This is a genomic window from Moorena bouillonii PNG (genome assembly GCF_001942495.1).
GTDB classification, from domain to species: domain Bacteria; phylum Cyanobacteriota; class Cyanobacteriia; order Cyanobacteriales; family Coleofasciculaceae; genus Moorena; species Moorena bouillonii.
Genome location: NZ_MKZS01000001.1, coordinates 7,735,412 through 7,754,418, shown reverse-complemented (window position 1 = coordinate 7,754,418; position 19,007 = coordinate 7,735,412). Strand labels below are relative to the sequence as shown.

The window sequence follows — 19,007 nt, the reverse complement described above, 5'->3', positions numbered from 1 at the left end:
TGAGAGCTATGAAGCTTATACAGTCTACTTTTTAGCTCTCATGTCGCCCCCCCAGGGAGGAAACACTGACTCCACAAGATGCAGCGGAGGTATTGTCGCGCCTACCATTGCTGGTCAATATGTTGATAATTATGGTGGTCATCACCATATCACCGCTAATCAGTGGAGCATCGGTAATAACCCCTCCTCAGACTTGATTTTTGACTACTGCAGCTTAGATAACCCCGAGGAGGTAATAATTGCACAGAACGGTCCCAACAATGAATATAATCCCAATCGGTTTAGTCAATTTAACTGGGTATCTTACGAGGGTAACCTCTGGTACTGTCAGGAAGTGTTTGATGCTCTAACTGAAGAAGATGCTGCTTCACACCCACCCGCTGATCCGAGTAATCCGCCAGCGGGTGGCTGCGGTCAAAACAATTTTCCTTGGAGTCAATTGATTCCTGATTAACCTGATTTCGATTGACTTCCTCAGATTTAGTGCGCTAAATTTTTGAATCCCCCAAGTCTTATTCTACCGTTAATCATTATCATTAATTCCAGTTTATTTAGAATAAAACTTGGGGCTGAAACCCTTACTTGGTTAGGTTTTAATGGAAGCCGTCAAAAGTCAGTTGATCAATTCACCTTAAACCAATATTTTTTACCTGAAATATAATTCGTCGAACTAAGGTTAAACGAGATTACATATCAAATAAATCATGACCGTTTGATGGTAAAGATTGACAAGCATCGATTTCAAAAAACGTATTGCTAGAATCGAAGAAATCTGTAGCTCCTATCGTGCAAGAGAAAGGGTGACTGATTCCAATCTGGAAAAAGTTCTGCGGTCCGCTATCTGGGTCTCCGTCGGTTGGATCTATGCGGCGAATTATCTCACCTGTCTGTGGATTAACTTCAGCAATAAACCCTTGCTGACCATTTCCACTCAAGTTTCCACCAGCTACCCAAAGATCGCCTTCTTCGTCAAAAACAAGCCCGGTAGCACTTAGCACTTGAGCTACGAACTCACCATCGTCATCAAAGTCAAGAGGAATTCCAGTTTGAATTGACTCATCTACATCATCGCTTAAAAAGCGTCGAATTTCTCCAGTCCTCTCTCCATCTGGATCTAGACCAATTCCTGTATAAAGGTTGCCAAAACTATCAAATCCTACTCCACCAGAAGCACCAGGAATATCTTCAACGATAGTCTGGATATCACCTGTTGATAGCGACAGTTGTTCTACTTGGGAACCAGAAAAAGCGCCTTGAGGCTGAGTCCCCCGATTGATGAAAAGCTGATCCGATTGTTCAGAGCGGAAGCTAGCTGAAAAGTTTAAAGGAATATCGGCTATTAGCTCTGCCTCGCCACCTGTTATTGGTAAGGTAAAGATGTCGCCATTTGCACCTGTACTCAGAACAAAAAAGTCGGCGGTCGGCTCAGTAATAATAAAAGCTGGGGTAGCACCTTCAAACTCTGGTGGCAAAGTTCCTAGAAGATTAAAGTCCGAAGAACCTGGTTGACTCTGTACTTGTACTTCAAGACCATTAAAAGTAACTAACCTATTGTCAGGAAGAAAATCAAAAGTTGTAGAGAAAGAACCTGGAGCGGGATTTGGCAATGTCACATTCTGACTCGTCGTGAAGTCTGACTCAGTCAAAGTACTAGTATCAATTCCTCTGAGGGTTGCCAACACTTCATCACCGAAGAAAATATCATTGCCAGAGAAGGTGAGGTCGTTAAAACTTATGCCCCCAAACAACTCAATCACATCATTACGAAAATCTTCAATTGTATCTGTGCCTTCTCCGGCTGCAATAACAAAAGTATCTTTACCATTACCACCTTTGAGCAAGTCGTCTCCAGCACCACCAATTAATCTGTCTCGACCATTACCACCTTTAAGGGAGTCGTCTCCAGCACCACCGATTAAACTGTCTTGACCATTACCACCTTTAAGGGAGTCGTCTCCAGCACCACCGATTAAACTGTCTTGACCATTACCACCTTTAAGGGAGTCGTCTCCAGCACCACCGATTAAACTGTCTTGACCATTACCACCTTTAAGGGAGTCGTCTCCAGCACCACCGATTAAACTGTCTTGACCATTACCACCTTTAAGGGAGTCGTCTCCAGCACCACCGATTAAACTGTCTTGACCATTACCACCTTTGAGCAAGTCGTTTCCAGCACCACCAATTAAACCATCTTGACCATTTCCCCCAATTAAGGTGTCATTTCCTCCAAAACCAGAAAGAGTATCTCGACCATTAGCACCTTTGAGCAAGTCGTCTCCAGTACCACCAACTAAATTGTCTGAACCATTGCCGCCAATTAAGGTTTGATCATCATCAGCTTCATTAATAACTCCAATTGCATCTAAATCGAAACCTCCTCCTCCTGGTGATTGTGGAAAAGGGTCAAAAATAGGATTCTCCGTTGCATCGAGAAAAGCACCACTGCCTGGAATATCTACCAGCCGGACGAAGTTAATCTCGTTAAGATCCAACAAACCACTATTTACTAAAGAATCTTTACTTAAATCTTCTAGATCGAAAGGAGTGCCAAACGAATCACCACTCACTTCGCCTGTAGTATTGTCTACAAAAGCATTATTGACATGCTTGCCTGCTAGATTAAAAATTTCTGTTGAGTCTACGACTCCAAACGAATCTACTGGTTCGGACGTTAGGGAAATACTAGGAAAGCGAGCAAAATTACTTCCGTCAGTAGAAACTTCGACATAAGCTAATTCAGCAAAAGTTCCTCCACCAAAATCGAAGCCGTTTTCAAATACAACAAAGTCAGCTCCCTTTCCATTACCAATTGGAACATCGAAGGTTAGTGTTATCTGACCTGGTGTGACTCCATCATCAATTTGCTCCTGGGAAAGTTCGCCTAAAGAAACTACGTCATCAAATTTAGCAGTAACTTCTCCTAAAGCTTTATTTGGATCTGAAAAATCGGCAATCACTCCTGGAGCAGGCGAATAATCCTCTACCCCTGTAGCAAAGCCCACAAAAATTGGATTGACAAAGTTTTTTTCTGTAACTTTACCTGGTCCATCGGAACCAACAAATCCGGGTACTCCTGGATCGAAAGGATTAGTTGGGTCGAAAGTTGATTTGGAAAATTTCATGCTAGTCTTCCTCTAAGACATATCTTTAAAACCTCCTGCCCTATCCCAACTTTGGGAGAGGTACTGGGGGTGAGGAGTACATAAGTTTGTCGCTTTGTTAATAAATACAGAACTTACGCAGCAAGTCTACCTTTAGGGTCTGTTAATAACGCACCCTACAAATTATATAGCATTTCTAATGGATCACCCAATCAGATCCACGCCATCACTGAAATCGGTAATCACATCTGAAGCGGTACGAGCAGCTACAATTCAATGTGAATCACCCTTACTTTCTAGGTTTAAGGTCATTTGATTCTAAAATTTTGTCACAGTCCCGCTAAAGGTACTAAGTGCCAACCGGTTGGGGTGACTCAGCAGTTTCGTTACCTTCAGCCTCAATGAGCTCCATGTCCTCATATTTATCAAAACACTTACGCTTAGCAGCGACAGCGATATCGAGAACAATGGGTACTTCTAATTTGATCGGAACTTGGAACACACAGGGGTTATAGTATTTGTAAGGCATGGGTTTTACCTCTTGCTGCAATTAGGTTTCATCAACACATTTATAGAATGTCAGATCTAACTCTGGCTTAACAGTACCCTTGAGAGCTGATTTGTAAAGAAAATCTAAAGAGAACTCAATGACGGGCTGAGTAGCCTGTAATCTATATGACAAAACGAGTTGAAGCACTGTGTTCATGAGTCGTTTGCCTGAGATCGCCAATCCCCATCGCCAACCCTATCCGAGTGACATGAGTGATAGGGCTTGGGTTGTGCTGCGTAAGCTGATACCAGAACCAAAGGGATTTGGACATCCGAGGATAGTTAACCTACGGGAAGTTATCAACGCCATATTCTATGTTCAACGTAGTGGCTGTCAGTGGGAAATGTTGCCCCATGACGAACCACCCCACCCAACGGTCTATGGTTATTTCCGCAAATGGCATCCGCTTTGGGTATGGGCTGAGAATGCATGACCAATTGCGTCATCAACTCCGACAACAAATGGGACGACAGGAGGATTCGAGTGTAGCGTTCGCTTCGCGTCGGGCTTTGCCCGAATCGCTGATTCCCAATCGGTGAAGACGACGGAAAAAAGGGGGCGGTCTACGGCTATGACGGTGGCAAAAAAGTTAAAGGCCGTAAACGCCATATTGTTGTAGATTCCCAGGGTCTGGTTATTGGGATGCTGGTGAGTGAAGCTAATGGCCCAGAACGTAATGGTGCAGTGGTCGTTTTGCATGAAGCTATTGCCCAACTCAGGCAATTAGAAGTGATTTGGGTTGCAGTACGGTTATTCGGGCAAGAACTTTGCGCTTTGCAGTCCAACAAGTTTGTGGGGATCATGTGCGAGTGGAAGTAGTTGAGCGAACATCAAAGGAATTTGAGATTCTACCTTGCGCGATGGATTGTTGAACGGACGTTTGGTTGGCTCAACGGATTTCGGCGTTTGAGTAAAGATTATGAGTTGTACACGACCAAAGCGCGAAGCGATGATCGGGAGGCTCGCTCATTCGTTTAATGACTCGCCGATTAGCTTCTTAAGCTTTTGTTTACAAATCAGCTCTGAGGGTACCTTTTCTGTTAAGAATGATTAACGTTAAGTTATTTTAACTAGTTAAGCGGTGTCTTTTTGACTTGACGGAATCCAATGCTCTAAGCCGCTACCGGAACAAATGAAGTAGAGAACAACTATTACTCAACCCTAGAGTCGGATTTTCGGTTTGAATTCACTGCTCCCTACTCCCTACTCCCTGCTCCCTAAAAACCTAACCTAATTGAAAACCGCTCTACTACTACGGCAAATCAATCCTTCTGATCCAAAATGTGTGTAAGAGTATGGATTATTCTGATCTGGCCACAGTTGCTGGCCTTTCTCAACTCCAATTTCTTTAACTACCTCTAACTTACCTTCATCGATCGCTTCATTAACTGCCCTAAAGACGCTTTCCCATGCTCCGTAATCATCAAAAATGATCAATGCATTCTTAAATCGCTTTAAACAGTTATCAATATCTTGTTTAATATACTCGTATTTGTGACGTGCATCTATTAAAACCACATCAGCAGGAAAGGTTAACTCATTCCAATCAGAATTATACACATCAAATTTTTTGAATTTTACATTAAAATTCAAAAGATTGTTTAGTCTTGCTACTCTCAGGTACCTATCGTTAACATCTAAACCCAGATATTGAGTGAAGTGATCAGCTAGGTGCTTTGCGGTCAAGCCCTTGTAACATCCCACCTCTAATAAAGTAGATTTTTTTTTCGGGAAAAATTGTTTTACATGATCACGGAATTGTTGGCTAACTGTCCAACAATCTTTACTTTTATCTACAGGTAGGACTATATCCTGCCATGTATTCTGTATTTCATTGAATATCTCAAGCATAGGTTGTAATTAGTAACAGTAATAAATAGTAAAGGGAACAGGGAGTAGGGAGTAGGGAGTAGGGAGTAGGGAGTAGGGAGTAGGGAGTAGGGAATAGCGAACTTCGGATCAAATAGATATCCTATCAAATAAAATAACTGACACCACACACTTCCCACACGCCCTATTCCCCATTCCCTACCCCCAGGGCTGTCGCAGCACCTAAGTGCTTGAGCAAGGTGGCTTGGGGAAGTGGCCCAAGCAGATGACTCCAAGGCAACACTTGTTCTGTTGACCAGTCGGTATAGACGTAGAAGTCTAGTTCAGGTAACTGTCCTCGCAATTGTTTAAAGGCACGGCGGAAACTGCCTAGGGAATCGCCATAATGCCTGGTTAGTTCTAAGAGTTGGGATAAGCGACGATCCCCTCGGGAAATGAGTGCTTGAATGACTGACCAGTTGTAGCTTTCTGGTCGAAAGTCTATGGCTTGCGATCGCAATTTTTTCTGCAACAACTTGAGGCGCTTCTGGGCTTGGGGATTGACACCAAACCACTGAAAGGGTGTATGAGCTTTGGGCACAAAGGTAGAGCAACCGAGGGTTAAGCCTAGACCGGGCGCTGCTTTCTTAATCTGTTCCATCATCGCTACAGTTTCTTCAACATCTGCTATTTCCTCTCCCGGAACTCCTACCATCCCGTAGAGTTTCAGACGTTTTAATCCCCCTGCTTTAGCATTCACTGCTGCCTGGATAATTTGGTCATTAGTGAGCTTCTTATTAATAATCTCGCGCAACCGTTGTGAGCCACTTTCTACTGCAATCGTAATCGAACGGGTGTTACGTCTAGTTAGGGTTTGGGCTAGCTTTTCAGTAACTGTATTGGTTCGCACTGAGGCAATACTCAAGCGCACATGGTCGTATTGTGGCTGATTTAGGTAATCTAACAACACATCAAACTCGGGATGCTGGGTGACGGATGCTCCCAGTAAGCCAATCCGGTCTGTTACCTTTAATCCCCGTTCTATAGCTGGAATCAAAGAATCGATCGCGCTAGGAGTACGAAATGGTAAAGTAAGGTAACTGGCCAGACAAAAGCGACACATTTCTGGACAACTGCGCACTACTTCTACCATGTAGATGTTTTCCCAAGCCGCTTTTTCGGTGACCACTGTGGAAGCAGACAGGGTATTGCCCCGATAGGTCTGTTTAGAGACGGTGCCAGGAATCTGATCAGACACTGGTTTAATGGATGCGATCGCACTCGTTAGGTCATGGTAGGTTACGTCATATAAACTAGGTATATAAACTCCAGGGACTTGAGCCAAATGCTGCAATTGAGTATTACGTTCAGCAGTCCGAACCTCTTGATACGCATCGATAAAATTATCTAGCAGGATTTCCCCATCTCCGAGCAAAATCACATCAAAGAAGTCAGCAAAGGGTTCTGGATTAGCCGTTAACACGGGACCGCCACCAAACACTAGGGGATGGCTAGAGTCCCGTTGTGCTGAGTATAGGGGTATCTCCAAAAATTCCAATCCCCCTAAGATATTGACATAATCCAATTCCCATGATATAGAATAACCTAGTAATTCTGGCTGTCTCGGTAATGGCTCATGGTAATCGGTGAACAAGCGGCTGACCCTTAAGTCAGGGCGCAAGGCTAAAGATGCCCACACTATCTGATAGCCAAGACTAGTAATACCTATACTGTATTGATTAGGAAAGGCAAAGATAGTAGGAATGGCATGGTCGTCAGGAGTGGCTGGTGTAAACAGAAGACGTTCGGAGGAAAATACCACAGGGTTTAAAGAGGACGTATTGGATTGAAAAATCGCAAAAAATAACGTTTAGTTTAATATTTCCATTATGCTTTGGTCATGATTAGTCGCTCACCCTAGGCTTAACTAGTAGTGGAAAATAACCAATAATGAATGACCAATGACATCATGACTACTACGTATAAATCCTGATTTTAGGGAAGCAGAAGGAAAAAAGTTACAGATTCACTAAATTTAAAATTTTAAGCCCTAAAATAGACAACAAGTTATACGACAACATGTTATGGCTGCTTTTGTATTGCTAAGGAGTTGATGTGTCAATATTTTCCCCGAAGCCCCAAGATCGGCATAGCCACAACTCTGGGAATCTCTCAAAGAAACTGGCGAAAAAATCGGATTTGAATCAGAGTGTTGAGTCTAATGATGGCAAGCACCCCTCACCAAAGCCAAGACGGCGGAAGCGACCGAGGGTAGTTGCCCAAACTCTCAACGGAATTAAGCGTGTATCTAGTACGGTTATCAAACCGCTAATTGGACCAAAAGCAATCTATCGTCGCTCCTGGTTTTGGATCGGACTAGGGGTGGGTGGCAGTGCGATCGCATTGGGTTGGGGTTGGCAAAAGCTAGAAAGCTCTCTGCCAGATTCTACTAAGGATGTCTTGACCTATGTTCGAGATGACACGATCACGATTAAAGCTGCCGACAGCACTATTATCCAGCAAATTGGGCCAGCTAGCCATGAGACCCTCAAGATTTGGGAAATACCCGAAACCCTGATGGAAGCCTTCATTGCGATTGAAGACCAACGCTTTAAAGAGCATAAAGGGGTAGATTCCCAGGGTATTCTCCGTGCTACTGTGGCTAACCTCAAAGCTGGGGGAGTAGTAGAAGGAGGTAGCACGATTACCCAGCAACTTGCTAGAATTGTCTACTTTGATCACGAACGCAGCATCGTACGCAAACTCAAAGAAATGCGCATGGCGCAGAAAATTGAGCAGGATTTGAGCAAAGATCAAATCCTGGAGCGTTATTTAAACCTAGTCTATTTGGGTTCCGGTGCTTACGGGATTGCTGATGCGGCTTGGGTCTATTTTAGTAAACCGGTAAAAGACCTGACCTTGGGAGAAATGGCAACACTGGCGGGATTACCCCCAGCTCCTAGTGTTTACTCGCCATTGTTGGAGGGCAAAATCAATAGCTCTAGGCAAAAAGCAGCCAAAGAGCGTCGTGATGTAGTATTGCAGCGGATGTTGGAAAATGGCTACATCTCCCAGGCTGAAGCCAACAAAGCCATGGCCGAGCCCCTGAGTATTAAGCCAAGCCAACCGAAGCGACTGGAGCGTAAAGCATTCTATTTCACGGAATATATTCAACAAGAATTGCCCAAATACGTTTCCAAAGAAGTACTGGCTAAGAAAGGGCTGACTATTGAAACTACAATTAATTTAGAGTGGCAAGATGCTGCTGAAACTGCTGTCCAAAAGACCATGAAAACCTATGGTCGTTACCAACGGTTTGGACAAGCTGCACTCGTTGCTGTGGATCCCCGCAATGGTCAGATCAAAGCCATGGTTGGGGGTAAGGATTTTAATGACCTAGATAGCAATAATTACCTCAATCGGGTCACCCAAGCTCAGCGTCAGCCTGGTTCTACATTCAAGACATTCGTGTATGCCGCAGCAGTAGCAACAGGGATGTCTCCCTATAAAGGCTACATGGATGCGGGATATATAGTAGATGGTTACGAACCTAAAAACTACAGTGAGAGATTCCGGGGTTCGATCTCAGTGCGGGATGCCCTGATTTCTTCGATAAATGTGGTAGCCGTCAAAACCCTAGTGGATGTGGGCTGGGAGCCGATTATTAAACTGGCTCAAAAAATGGGGATTAAATCCAAACTCCATCCCACCTACTCCCTAGCCTTAGGAGCCTCTGAGGTAAACCTATTAGAACTCACCAATTCCTATGGCACCTTAGCCGCCCAAGGCATTCACCACGATGCTCATGGGATTCGCCGCATTATTGACCAGCACGGTAACGTGATTTACGACCACAAAGTCGAGGGTGAGCGAGCTATTGATGCAGAAACAGCAGCCATTGTCACCTGGATGCTGAGGGGTGTGGTTACCGGGGGTACTGGGACAGCGGCTCAAATTGGACGACCAGCAGTTGGCAAAACCGGCACTACGGATGATGCCCGTGACCTCTGGTTTGTGGGCTATATTCCCCAATTAGTCGCTGGGGTTTGGTTAGGTAATGATGATAACAAGCCTACCAAGGGTTCTAGTGCAACTGCTGCTGCCACCTGGCGTCAGTTCATGTTGGAGGTAATCGAAGACTTAGACCGTGAGTCCTTTACTGAGCGCCCCAGGAAGTTATCCGGTCGGGAAGCTACCATTGAAGCTCAGCCGATTAAACCCAAACGAGTTATTAACAAAAAATTTGTTCCCACTACCGTTACCGCTTCCACAACTCGGTCAAGGAGAAGAACGAGTTCAAGACGAGGTAGTTCAACCAGAAGAGCCAGTTCTACACGGCGTCGTAGTAATCGGGTCAGGGTGTCTAGGAAAAGCTCTCAACCCAAACGGTATTACCGTCGCAAAGCAACAACTAAACGGTCTTATCCCCGTAAAAGTACTACCAGACGCTATACGCCCAGAAACACTGCCCCGAGACGGTCAGCACCAGCAAAGCGCAGGTATTCACCAGCACCAGCAAGGCGCAGAACAGCACCAGCACGAGCACGGCGCAGGCCAGCACCAGCACCGAGAGTTGCTCCTAAACCGGTGGCTCGTCCTAAGCCTCAACGCAAGCCAGCAGGAGGTCCGTTAGCTCCCCCAGCAGCTAGAAAGTAGGTATCGAAGCCATCATGCTGGATGGTACGATAACCGAAATACGAGAAAATCTAAACTGGCTATGTATGTATTGATGGAAGCAGGCAGTTTTCCCTTGTGGTTTACCCTAGTGTATGTTGTGGGTTTTGTGGCAGCAGTTGTGATTGGCTCGATTGCTTGGTACAACTCTAAACGTCCTGCTGGTTGGGAAGGGTCAGACACTCCTAATTGGGTACCAAAGATCGATGATCCAGAAGATAATTCTAAGGGAGAAGAAACCTAACAGACGTTAGTTTGGTTGGGAAAACCGGAAGATTTGACTGAAAAAGAACCGTGGCTCCAATAGCGTAAGCTACGGTTCTTTTTCAGCCCTATTAGGGGAATAAGGGCACTGGTCAGAATTTGTTGGTATCGTATAGATGTCTTACCAAAAAAATTGGGTTTAAAGCCCCGTCCTTCGTTCGACGGCTTTTTTTTAAAACTTTTTCTTGACAGTTTGTACTAGGTGTGCTAGTATAAGATTATAAACAATAGACTTTTAAAAGAGATAGATACTATCTAACCATAAGTAGGCAACGTAAAAAATATGTCTGAGATACATATTGCGTAATTTAGTCTAGCGATGCAGCGCGGTCTTGGGGGTTTCCCCCACTCGCGCTTTGCATCAAGACAACGACTTTAACGTCTATGAAAAATTTAGATCTAAAAAAGTATCTATCTCTAAAAAAAAAAGTAAAGGTACGGTGGGGCACACCGAAACCATTATCTATGATCAAAACGCTTAGGTCGAATCGGCCTCTACTCTTTCTGGTTCCGACCTGGCTGAGCAAGTCGGCTCGTTGTTCGCGTAGCGTGGCCATAGGCCAAGTAAGAATCCCCGTTCTTACTTCGGCGGGGAGTGTCAATAAATTCCTATCATGACCAGAGCTGCTGAAACTAAGAAGAAAGGCAAGTCACTCCCACCATCACTAATCATCAGGTTGGGAAAGTTTGTCTGGACAACTCTCTGGCAAATGATGATGTCGAAGCTGGCTCCACGGAATAATTCTGGAGAGTACATTCGCCCTGCCAGCGAGTTTAGGAATTTTATCGGGACAGAAGCAGAGAATGCTTACCAACCCGAAGCAGGACGCTACTGTCTTTATGTAGGACTCGGTTGTCCTTGGGCGCACCGCACTCTCGTGGTAAGGGCACTCAAGGGACTCAAAGAGGCAATACCGGTATTCATTGCCTCTCCTTCTTCAAATCAGGGGATTTGGGTATTTAATGAGCAGCAGGAAGGCTGCGACACGCTTCCTGAGCTTTACGAGCTGGCACAAACAGGCTACAACGGTCGTTGCACAGTTCCAGTGCTGTGGGATAAACAGAGCAAAACCATTGTCAACAATGAGAGTGCAGAAATTATCGTAATGCTGAACTCACAGTTCAATGAGTTCGCTACTAATCCTACCCTAGACCTTTATCCAGAGGAACTAAAGGAAACCATTGATGGGTGGAATGAGACTATCTACCACACGGTGAATAATGGGGTCTATCGCTGCGGTTTTGCCCAGACCCAAGAAGCTTATGAGAAAGCTTGCGATCAGCTATTCACAACCTTGGATAAGATTGATCGAGCCCTGGAGACCAGTAGATACCTGTGTGGGGATAGGGTAACCCTGGCAGATGTGCGTCTATTTACCACTCTGTTCCGTTTTGATGTGGTTTATTATGGATTGTTCAAGTGCAACCGTTTCAGAATTCAGGACTACGATAACTTAGGCCCCTACCTGCGTGACTTGTATCAGCTTCCCGGAGTTGCTGATACCTGTAGCTTGGAGGATGTCAAGCGCGATTACTACGGCAATCTTTTCCCCCTCAATCCAGGTGGAATTATTCCCAGTGGTCCTGATCTGACTAGCCTGCTTAAACCTCATGGTAGGGAATAGGGAGTAGGGAGTAGGGAGTAGGGAGTAGGGAGTCGGGAGTCGGGAATCGGGAATCGGGAGTCGGGAGTCGGGAGTCGGGAGTCGGGAATCGGGAATCGGGAATGTAAGCATTTAGCTGACGGCTGACGGCTGTTCGCGTAGCGTGAGCTTTTAGCTCACGGCTGACGGCTGTTCGCGCAGCGTGCGCGTAGCGCATATGCTTACCTATAGTCTTTTAAGGATTAATCCCGCTATCACCAGTTGTGATTATGTTCATAGTCCCAACACTCTCCCTGTTCCCAAGCTCTTCCCGTTGCTTCACAGTTGTAGGAGTCATTAATCCAAGGAATACTGGTTGGGTGGGCGGCAAAAATTTTATTTTTAACAATAAATTCATTATTGTAATTAGGTGTTGTTGTCTGAGTTATATCTTTTATAAATAAGGATGATGGTAATAATCCAAATAGGGAATATTTAATGCTAAAAAAAGAAAGACTCAATACTAAGCTTGAAGTAAGGTTAATCACTAAGAGTTGTTTGGGTTTATTTTTATTTTTAAAAATGCGATCACCTGGTAGTTGATAAATAGATTTATAAACCATAAATAATAGTTTAGGTTTTTTTTCTTTGAAATCAGCGTAGCAATTATCTGTTTACCAACAGGTTTGCGTTCATGTTTAACTTCTGTATGTGTATGTATAACTTTTGTTTACGGTTGACCCTTGAAAGTAATCACCATAAGCATTTCAGTGATTCCACCTACAGATGATGGCAAAATGGCATAATTGTGAAATGGAGAGATGGGAAGATGAGATGTAAGCATTCAGCTATCAGCTATCAGCTATCAGCGGTCAGCGATTAGCGCTACTTGAGGTGCCATTGGCCGTAGGCCAGACTAAGGGAACAGCTTTTGAATAAAATAAGCTGACGGCTGATAGCGGTAGCCTGAATGCTTACAGTAAAACGAGCAGGGATTTTCAACCAGCCCTACCAGCACCTCCGATGCTTGTTTACTACCTCCCGTTGATTAGCTGACTGCTGACTGCTGATGGCTGAATGCTTACTTTTTCAGTTATTAATGAACTGGAAAAAACAATGGGACAGCTTCAGCTTTACCAATGGGCTTTGGAGGGACAAGATCCAGAACGACAGTTTCCCCCCTTTTTTAAGGGGGGTTAGGGGGGATCTATTGTTTTTAGCTATCAGTAAAACAAGTTATCTTCGGCATTTCCAAACAACAATTTTTCAGCTAGCCGTCGAGAGGAATAAAATTAACTTATTAGTTTATGAACCCGAGCAAGAGGCTATTGTTCAATGGATCACTCACTAAACTATTCAGATATTCTCAAACAAATCCTGCAAGAGGAAACTCGCGCCCAACCGAGTATACAAGCGATTCGGCTTTATCCTGTTTGCGATACCGAGACCGGTCACTTCCTAGTTCTGGCTACTGGCTGGGATAAGCAACGCTGGATTAACTCGATTTTGTTTCACGCTCGCTTGGTTAATGGCCAAGTTGTTATTGAAGAGGATAACTTTGAGGAAGGGTTGGCCTCGGCTCTTATTGCCGCTGGTATCCCCGCAGAAAATATTATTACTGGTCTTGATTACCAACTGATGCAGTAGTTTCAGTTAGTACAAGCTAGACCCACCTACCAACATCGTCTCTCTCCCCTGAGCCATCACCCATTGCATCAACTGCTGCCACTCTGGTGACTTCCCCAACCCATCAGCATCAAACTCCCCGCCCCAATTCTTGGAAAACTCGGCAAAATTCTCTGCCCAATTTACCACTGTCTCCATGGGTAAATAAGGACTATAGCCCCAAGCCTGTTGTAAATACTTGATCATTTCCCTGGGATGTCCTGTATTATATAAATACCAAGCAATCCAGACTAGGGTTCCATAGCGCACCTGATTTTCTAATAGACGGATTCCTGGTGGTAAATCAGCCTGTTTAAAGAAGTTGTCAATGGCTGCTGACAGGGAGCAAGCTTGAGGCAGTCCCTTGTGCATGGCACTTTGGTGATGTTGCCGATAGCCTACGGTTACCTCACGCAACCAAGCGGCAGGACAACCCTTGAGGGCTAACCGTAGCAAGATTTCTGTATCTTCAGCGGGTGGAAACCTGGGGTCAAACCCGCCAACGGACTCTAGCCAATGGCGACGGAACATCATCGCACTAGGCAGGACTGGCTTCCACAGTAGCCAACTTTCTAAGTTTAATTCTGGTACTTTCTCCCATGGACGCACCGTCATCAGTAGCTTACCCTGGGAATCGACACGATACCAACCACTATGGACAATTCCCAGATGGGGTTGTGCTTCAAACACTGCTAACTGGGCAGCTAACTTACCTGGCAGAAAAAAGTCATCGGCATCGAGGAATGCCACAAATTCACCCAAGGCTAGTTTAATGCCATGGTTGCGGGCAAGAGAGACTCCTTGGTTTTCTTGATAAATGTAACGAATGCGTCCGCGATAGGGTTCCAACAGTGATCGAGTCTGGTCTGTTGAACCATCATCAATTACTACTACCTCATAGGAACAGGCTTTTTGATTCAGGGCACTTTCCACTGCTTCGGTAATATAGCGATCGCAATTATAGGCGGGAATAATTACACTGACTTGTGGTATCATTTACGATCCTCCCATGACCCGATTGAGCACTGCTATAGCCTTATATAGCAAACGGAACAGCGGATCTGGGAACAGGCAACAGCGGATCAGGCAACAGGCAACAGGCAACAGGCAACAGGCAACAGGCAACAGGCAACAGGCAACAGGCAACAGGCAACTTCGGGACAAAAATTCTCACAATTCCTACACAAATCCCGATAGTAATTAGGTAAGCATATGCGCTACGCGCACGCTACTTGAGGTGCCGTCAGCCGTCAGCCTACGGCCAATAGCTGAACGCGCACGCGTGCGCGTAGCGCTTAAGCTGATAGCTTATGTTATTAGCTTATGTTATTAGCTTTTTTTATTAGCTTTTTTTATGAAACTAATATGAAGATTTAATGATAACAATATAAAAACTTTGCCAAAAAAATTTGTTTCAAACAAAAACTAGAGCGAAATAGTCGTTTTATGTAAAAAAACCACAAAAAATCCCAAAACTGTGAAAATTAACTTTTTTTGTTTATTGCTATATACTAATATAGGTAATCTACAAATTTAGGTAATGAGTAATAGTAATTACGTTACAGTCATTCAATTACAACTAACAAATTGCAAATAACCAGTTAGCAATTTGGTGTCCTTTGTTACGGTTATCTGAGCTAGTTTTAACTAGACGTTAATTATCAAAACTCTAACGGTTGAAAACCAGGATGCTGGATTGAAGCGGGGGACAGTTCAACTATCCATCTGCCCAAGCTAGTTCTAACCCGATAGCTGCCTAATGATCAAGGTTGAACCAACTTACCAACAAGTCAAGGCTTATTTAGCCAAGAAGCAATGGGGTCAAGCCGTTGCTTCTTGTCGGCAAGCCCTGAAACGGCAGCCTGATTCTGGGGAATTCAATGTCTTACTAGGCTTTGCTCTAGCTGCTCAGGGAAAGCCCAGGCAAGCAATTTATGCCTATAGTAAAGCGGTGCAACTCCAACCGGAACGAGCTCAAACTCATGCCTGCTTAGGTGAGTTATATAGTCAACTCAAGGATTTATCAACAGCAGAATGGCATTATCAACAGGCTGTTTACCTACAGCCCCGTCAGGCTGAGTACCATTACAATCTAGGCATCACGAGGCACAAGCTCTGGGAGTGGGATGCTGCCAAAGAAAGCTATCAGCAAGCGATCGCTCTTAACCCCAAGGATGCCAAAGCCCACTATCACCTAGGAGTGTTGTATGGTGAACGGGGTCAGTTAGAGGAAGCCAGCAACAGTTATCGCCAAGCCATTACCAATCAGCCAGATTACCTCAGCGCTTACAATAATTTGGGCTGTGTTCTCTACGATCTAAAACAATTCGAGGCAGCAAAGGCGGTCTATCAACAAGGTATCGACCAACAAGGTATCGACCATAATCCTAAGTGGGGCACTCTGTATAATAACCTGGGTAAGGTGCTGCAAGCACAAGGTAAGCCAGGTCAGGCTCTGGTGGCATACAGTAGTGCGATTGAGTTAAACCCAGAGCTAAAATCAGCTTACTTAAATCTGGGTCGGTTATGGCAAAAGAAGGGGAATTATCCGGTAGCAGTGCAGTATTTTGAAAGGCTGCTTAGGCTGGATCCAGAACAGATATTGACTTACAGTGAGTGCGCCAGCGCCTTGATGGCTCAGGGGAAACTAGCCCTAGCCTTTGACTATTTACGAAAAGCGATCGCATTGCAGCCAGCGTTTGTGGAGGCTTATTGCCAACGTGCTAAAGCTTTACCAGGCCAGGACATATTCGAGCGATCGCAAATCTATTGTTCTGGATTTCTTGAGGCACTACGGAACAAAGAGGATACTTTCCAAGTCTGCCTCTATCTGTCGCAGACTTATTTGTATTTAGGGGATACCTTGCTTGAGTATGGTGCATCAAAGCAGGCGGAAAAGTATTACCAGAAAGCGTTACAGATTCAGCCAGACCAGGTTGAGTTGTATATACGCTTAGGGGATTGTTTAGCCGAGCAGCAGCGACTGGATGCAGCAGTAATGACTTATCACATGGGTTTAGCCTTGCAACCAGCTCATCCTCAGATTTATCTACGGTTAGGGCAAGTCTTAAGCAAACAAAAGCGGTTCCAGCAAGCCCTTGAATACTACGAAGCCCTCTGGCATCAGCACTTAGAAGAGGGCAAGGTCAGCGGTAAGCTTGGTAGTCTCGGAGTATTGCCGAGAGATAACGTGCCGAGAGATAACTATAGTGCTAACCCTCTTAGCTCCCAACCTCCTCACCGGATCAAGGGCATTTATGAAGCGACCAGGGATTGGTATATAAGCACAGAGTGCCATGGTTGCTACTACATAGAGGTACCTTGGTCAAGCATCGATAAGGATTGGCAATATACGGGATCGAGGGAAATTGAAGTTTCTGTGAACCATGGTTTACAGGGCAATGGTTTGCCAAAGGATCTCAACACCATGTCCATGGTAGCGCCACCAGCTTCTGCCCTGGCTCCTATATCTGTTGAAGCCAGACAGTCCCAGTCTCAATCCCAGTCTCAGTCCCAGCCTCAGTCCCAGTCTCAATGTGGCGGTGTTACCTGTAACCGATGTATGAGACGACTGTGTAACCAGTTTGAGTCCATTCATCTGGGCAATAGGGTCTATCAGTGTAACCCACCGGAAACACTGTCTGTGGATTCCCCTACTGTTTTTGTGGCGACTATCCCACAAGGACGGGCTTGGATTGCCCCCCAAAGCAGTTACTGGAAGATTTGTAATGGCATCGCCATCATTACCCCAGATGATTATTTGCTATCTGACGTCTCTCGAAATTACCCATGGTATTTACCTGGATGTCAGAATTATGACCCCAGAAACCATATAATCTTTAGTCTGGATCAGATGCCGCCTTTAGAGTACATTGATGGCACAGTAGCGGTTCTATCGGGATTGTCGGGACATGGCTACTACCACTGGATGTTTGATGTCCTGCCTAGAATTGAAATCCTGCGCCGCAGTGGGATAGATTTTGCTAAGATTGATTGGTTTTTGATCAACACGCCACAGCAACCCTTTCAACAAGAAACCCTCAATTGCTTAGGCATTGCTGCTAACAAAATTATCTCAAGCGATCGCTACCCCCATATTCAAGCCCGGGAGTTAGTCTTACCCTCCTTTCCCGGACATTTTGATTGGGTACCGAAGGGTACTATCAACTTCCTCAGACAGACGTTTCTACCGCAAACTCTCGAATTAAGATACCCAGAGCGTATATACATCACTAGAGCTCAAGCCAGACATCGACAAGTTCTCAACGAAACTGAGGTCAAGGAACTGCTATCCCAATTTGGTTTTATTACGATTGCTCTAGAAAGCCTGTCTGTGAGGGAACAAGTTGCTTTATTTACTTCTGTCAAAGTAATTGTTGCTCCCCATGGCGCTGGTTTGACCAATACGGTATTTTGTCGCCCTGGAACTCAAATTATAGAACTAGTGTCACCCAATTATGTGAGAACAGATTACTGGCTTATTAGCCAACAATTGGGACTGAAACATTATTATGTAAAAGGAGAAAATTTTGAATGTTATCCTATTCGCAAACTAATGTATACTAGCTCACTAACAGAAAATATATTAGTTAACCTAGATTCCCTTCAATCAGTAATTAAAATTACTGGTCTAAATCAGCTAATATCAAGGGTTTATAACCAATAATGAGGCAAATAATGCCATTTAAATAAAACTATTTGAGAATCAAAAAAACTAAGATTGTGGCAAAAAAAAAATTAATAAATTATAGTTGATATTACATATCAACTAGGATAAATAAAGAAGGAGTTATAGTAAATGTCTTCTATTGTTGCTGACCCAGATGTTGAAGTTATCCCAACTAATGAAGATGGCTTCGTGATTTTAGGACCAGACGATAAGCCAGTTAATGTTGATGGGAGCGATGGTCTAGATGTTATTCAGACTGGTGATCAAACCGATGACGTTAGTGGTGGTGACGGGGATGATGTGGCCCTGGGTGGAGCAGGAGATGACCAAATCACTGGCGATCAAGGCGATGATGTGGTGCTGGGTGGAGAAGGAAATGATAACCTGATCATAGGACCAGGAAGTGATGTGGCGATCGGAGGTCCTGGAAATGATACATTTACCTTCGAGTTCTTTGACGATGCACCGGATATTATTACTGAGTTTCAGTCTGGAGAAGATCGGATCGTGATTCCAGGGGTTAGTGACCAGACTAACGTGACTTACGATTCGATCACTGGTGAGCTAAAAGTTGATGGGCAAACCATTGCTCAATTGAGTTCAGGTTTGGATGTTGAAATTAATCAAACTGACGATGGTTTTGAGATACTTTAGTAGATCAGCAATCAGCAATCAGCAATCAGCAATCA

Annotated in this window: 16 protein-coding genes and 1 pseudogene; 10 read left to right on the top strand and 7 right to left on the bottom strand. The window is 44.5% G+C overall.

Annotated features, from left to right (window positions below; all coding sequences use genetic code 11):
* Positions 1 to 454, top strand: a 454-nt coding sequence (locus tag BJP37_RS31615) for a hypothetical protein (RefSeq protein WP_214607787.1), incomplete at its 5' end; no start/stop codon positions are given.
* Between the two features lie 232 nt (positions 455 to 686).
* Here the strand turns inward: BJP37_RS31615 and BJP37_RS31610 are convergent.
* Positions 687 to 3,125: a calcium-binding protein gene (locus BJP37_RS31610; protein ID WP_075904902.1), complete on the bottom strand. Its 2,439-nt coding sequence runs from the start codon at positions 3,123 to 3,125 to the stop codon at positions 687 to 689.
* 328 nt (positions 3,126 to 3,453) lie between these two features.
* Positions 3,454 to 3,633 carry a hypothetical protein gene (locus tag BJP37_RS31605; RefSeq protein WP_075904899.1) on the bottom strand — a complete coding sequence of 60 codons (180 nt, stop codon included), beginning with the start codon at positions 3,631 to 3,633 and terminating at the stop codon, positions 3,454 to 3,456.
* A 175-nt stretch (positions 3,634 to 3,808) separates the two neighbouring features.
* On the opposite strand from BJP37_RS31605, the pseudogene BJP37_RS45255 reads away from it, so the two are divergent.
* Positions 3,809 to 4,655 (top strand): annotated as a pseudogene (locus BJP37_RS45255) (IS5 family transposase).
* Between the two features lie 229 nt (positions 4,656 to 4,884).
* Here the strand turns inward: BJP37_RS45255 and BJP37_RS31590 are convergent.
* Both BJP37_RS31590 and BJP37_RS31585 read right to left on the bottom strand, forming a co-directional pair.
* Positions 4,885 to 5,505 carry a class I SAM-dependent methyltransferase gene (locus BJP37_RS31590; RefSeq protein ID WP_075904896.1) on the bottom strand — a complete coding sequence of 207 codons (621 nt, stop codon included), beginning with the start codon at positions 5,503 to 5,505 and terminating at the stop codon, positions 4,885 to 4,887.
* Positions 5,506 to 5,668: 163 nt separating this feature from the next.
* The gene (locus tag BJP37_RS31585) at positions 5,669 to 7,285 is read right to left on the bottom strand and encodes a B12-binding domain-containing radical SAM protein (RefSeq protein WP_075904893.1); all 1,617 of its coding nucleotides are present in this window, start codon (positions 7,283 to 7,285) and stop codon (positions 5,669 to 5,671) included.
* A gap of 293 nt (positions 7,286 to 7,578) precedes the next feature.
* Between BJP37_RS31585 and BJP37_RS31580 the strand changes: the two genes are divergently transcribed.
* The 3 genes from BJP37_RS31580 to BJP37_RS31565 all read left to right on the top strand — a co-directional run bounded on the left by BJP37_RS31580 (position 7,579) and on the right by BJP37_RS31565 (position 12,026).
* The gene (locus tag BJP37_RS31580; RefSeq protein WP_330359481.1) at positions 7,579 to 10,119 is read left to right on the top strand and encodes a transglycosylase domain-containing protein; all 2,541 of its coding nucleotides are present in this window, start codon (positions 7,579 to 7,581) and stop codon (positions 10,117 to 10,119) included.
* Positions 10,120 to 10,180: 61 nt separating this feature from the next.
* Positions 10,181 to 10,381, top strand: a complete 201-nt coding sequence (gene psb35 / locus BJP37_RS31575; RefSeq protein ID WP_075904890.1) for a photosystem II assembly protein Psb35 — start codon at positions 10,181 to 10,183, stop codon at positions 10,379 to 10,381.
* A gap of 634 nt (positions 10,382 to 11,015) precedes the next feature.
* The gene (locus BJP37_RS31565; protein WP_075904887.1) at positions 11,016 to 12,026 is read left to right on the top strand and encodes a glutathione S-transferase family protein; all 1,011 of its coding nucleotides are present in this window, start codon (positions 11,016 to 11,018) and stop codon (positions 12,024 to 12,026) included.
* On the opposite strand, the gene BJP37_RS37895 is transcribed toward BJP37_RS31565, so the two are convergent.
* Positions 12,004 to 12,222 (bottom strand): hypothetical protein, encoded by a 219-nt coding sequence (locus BJP37_RS37895; RefSeq protein WP_143727887.1) that lies wholly within the window; start codon positions 12,220 to 12,222, stop codon positions 12,004 to 12,006. The two genes, BJP37_RS31565 and BJP37_RS37895, sit on opposite strands and share 23 nt — an antisense overlap.
* A 37-nt stretch (positions 12,223 to 12,259) precedes the next feature.
* Positions 12,260 to 12,607, bottom strand: coding sequence for a hypothetical protein (locus tag BJP37_RS35085; protein ID WP_081431401.1), 348 nt, complete (start codon positions 12,605 to 12,607; stop codon positions 12,260 to 12,262).
* A gap of 446 nt (positions 12,608 to 13,053) precedes the next feature.
* Here BJP37_RS35085 and BJP37_RS31550 point away from each other — a divergent pair, with 446 nt between their 5' ends.
* Positions 13,054 to 13,335: an element excision factor XisH family protein gene (locus tag BJP37_RS31550; RefSeq protein ID WP_330359480.1), complete on the top strand. Its 282-nt coding sequence runs from the start codon at positions 13,054 to 13,056 to the stop codon at positions 13,333 to 13,335.
* Positions 13,320 to 13,631 carry an element excision factor XisI family protein gene (locus BJP37_RS31545; protein WP_075904884.1) on the top strand — a complete coding sequence of 104 codons (312 nt, stop codon included), beginning with the start codon at positions 13,320 to 13,322 and terminating at the stop codon, positions 13,629 to 13,631. The genes BJP37_RS31550 and BJP37_RS31545 overlap by 16 nt, the downstream gene beginning before the upstream one ends.
* Positions 13,632 to 13,637: 6 nt before the next feature.
* Here the strand turns inward: BJP37_RS31545 and BJP37_RS31540 are convergent, their stop codons facing one another.
* On the bottom strand, positions 13,638 to 14,645 hold the full coding sequence (locus BJP37_RS31540; protein WP_075904880.1) for a glycosyltransferase family 2 protein: 1,008 nt from the start codon (positions 14,643 to 14,645) through the stop codon (positions 13,638 to 13,640).
* 13 nt (positions 14,646 to 14,658) lie between these two features.
* Between BJP37_RS31540 and BJP37_RS40395 the strand changes: the two genes are divergently transcribed.
* The 3 genes from BJP37_RS40395 to BJP37_RS31530 all read left to right on the top strand — a co-directional run bounded on the left by BJP37_RS40395 (position 14,659) and on the right by BJP37_RS31530 (position 18,972).
* Positions 14,659 to 14,853, top strand: a complete 195-nt coding sequence (locus BJP37_RS40395; RefSeq protein WP_158069847.1) for a hypothetical protein — start codon at positions 14,659 to 14,661, stop codon at positions 14,851 to 14,853.
* A gap of 555 nt (positions 14,854 to 15,408) precedes the next feature.
* Positions 15,409 to 18,315 (top strand): tetratricopeptide repeat protein, encoded by a 2,907-nt coding sequence (locus BJP37_RS31535; RefSeq protein ID WP_075904878.1) that lies wholly within the window; start codon positions 15,409 to 15,411, stop codon positions 18,313 to 18,315.
* Positions 18,316 to 18,447: 132 nt separating this feature from the next.
* Positions 18,448 to 18,972, top strand: a complete 525-nt coding sequence (locus BJP37_RS31530; protein WP_075904876.1) for a calcium-binding protein — start codon at positions 18,448 to 18,450, stop codon at positions 18,970 to 18,972.
* Positions 18,973 to 19,007 lie beyond the last annotated feature (35 nt).

Excerpts from the sequence above, each read along its gene's own strand:
- BJP37_RS31605 (WP_075904899.1), bottom strand. The coding sequence starts at position 3,633 with ATGCCTTACAAATACTATAACCCCTGTGTGTTCCAAGTTCCGATCAAA.
- BJP37_RS31540 (WP_075904880.1), bottom strand. The coding sequence starts at position 14,645 with ATGATACCACAAGTCAGTGTAATTATTCCCGCCTATAATTGCGATCGC.
- BJP37_RS31550 (WP_330359480.1), top strand. The coding sequence starts at position 13,054 with ATGGCTGAATGCTTACTTTTTCAGTTATTAATGAACTGGAAAAAACAA.
- BJP37_RS31545 (WP_075904884.1), top strand. The coding sequence starts at position 13,320 with ATGGATCACTCACTAAACTATTCAGATATTCTCAAACAAATCCTGCAA.
- BJP37_RS31590 (WP_075904896.1), bottom strand. The coding sequence starts at position 5,505 with ATGCTTGAGATATTCAATGAAATACAGAATACATGGCAGGATATAGTC.
- BJP37_RS31610 (WP_075904902.1), bottom strand. The coding sequence starts at position 3,125 with ATGAAATTTTCCAAATCAACTTTCGACCCAACTAATCCTTTCGATCCA.
- BJP37_RS35085 (WP_081431401.1), bottom strand. The coding sequence starts at position 12,607 with ATGGTTTATAAATCTATTTATCAACTACCAGGTGATCGCATTTTTAAA.
- BJP37_RS37895 (WP_143727887.1), bottom strand. The coding sequence starts at position 12,222 with ATGCGCTACGCGCACGCTGCGCGAACAGCCGTCAGCCGTGAGCTAAAA.
- BJP37_RS40395 (WP_158069847.1), top strand. The coding sequence starts at position 14,659 with ATGACCCGATTGAGCACTGCTATAGCCTTATATAGCAAACGGAACAGC.
- BJP37_RS31530 (WP_075904876.1), top strand. The coding sequence starts at position 18,448 with ATGTCTTCTATTGTTGCTGACCCAGATGTTGAAGTTATCCCAACTAAT.
- BJP37_RS31565 (WP_075904887.1), top strand. The coding sequence starts at position 11,016 with ATGACCAGAGCTGCTGAAACTAAGAAGAAAGGCAAGTCACTCCCACCA.
- psb35 (WP_075904890.1), top strand. The coding sequence starts at position 10,181 with ATGTATGTATTGATGGAAGCAGGCAGTTTTCCCTTGTGGTTTACCCTA.
- BJP37_RS31535 (WP_075904878.1), top strand. The coding sequence starts at position 15,409 with ATGATCAAGGTTGAACCAACTTACCAACAAGTCAAGGCTTATTTAGCC.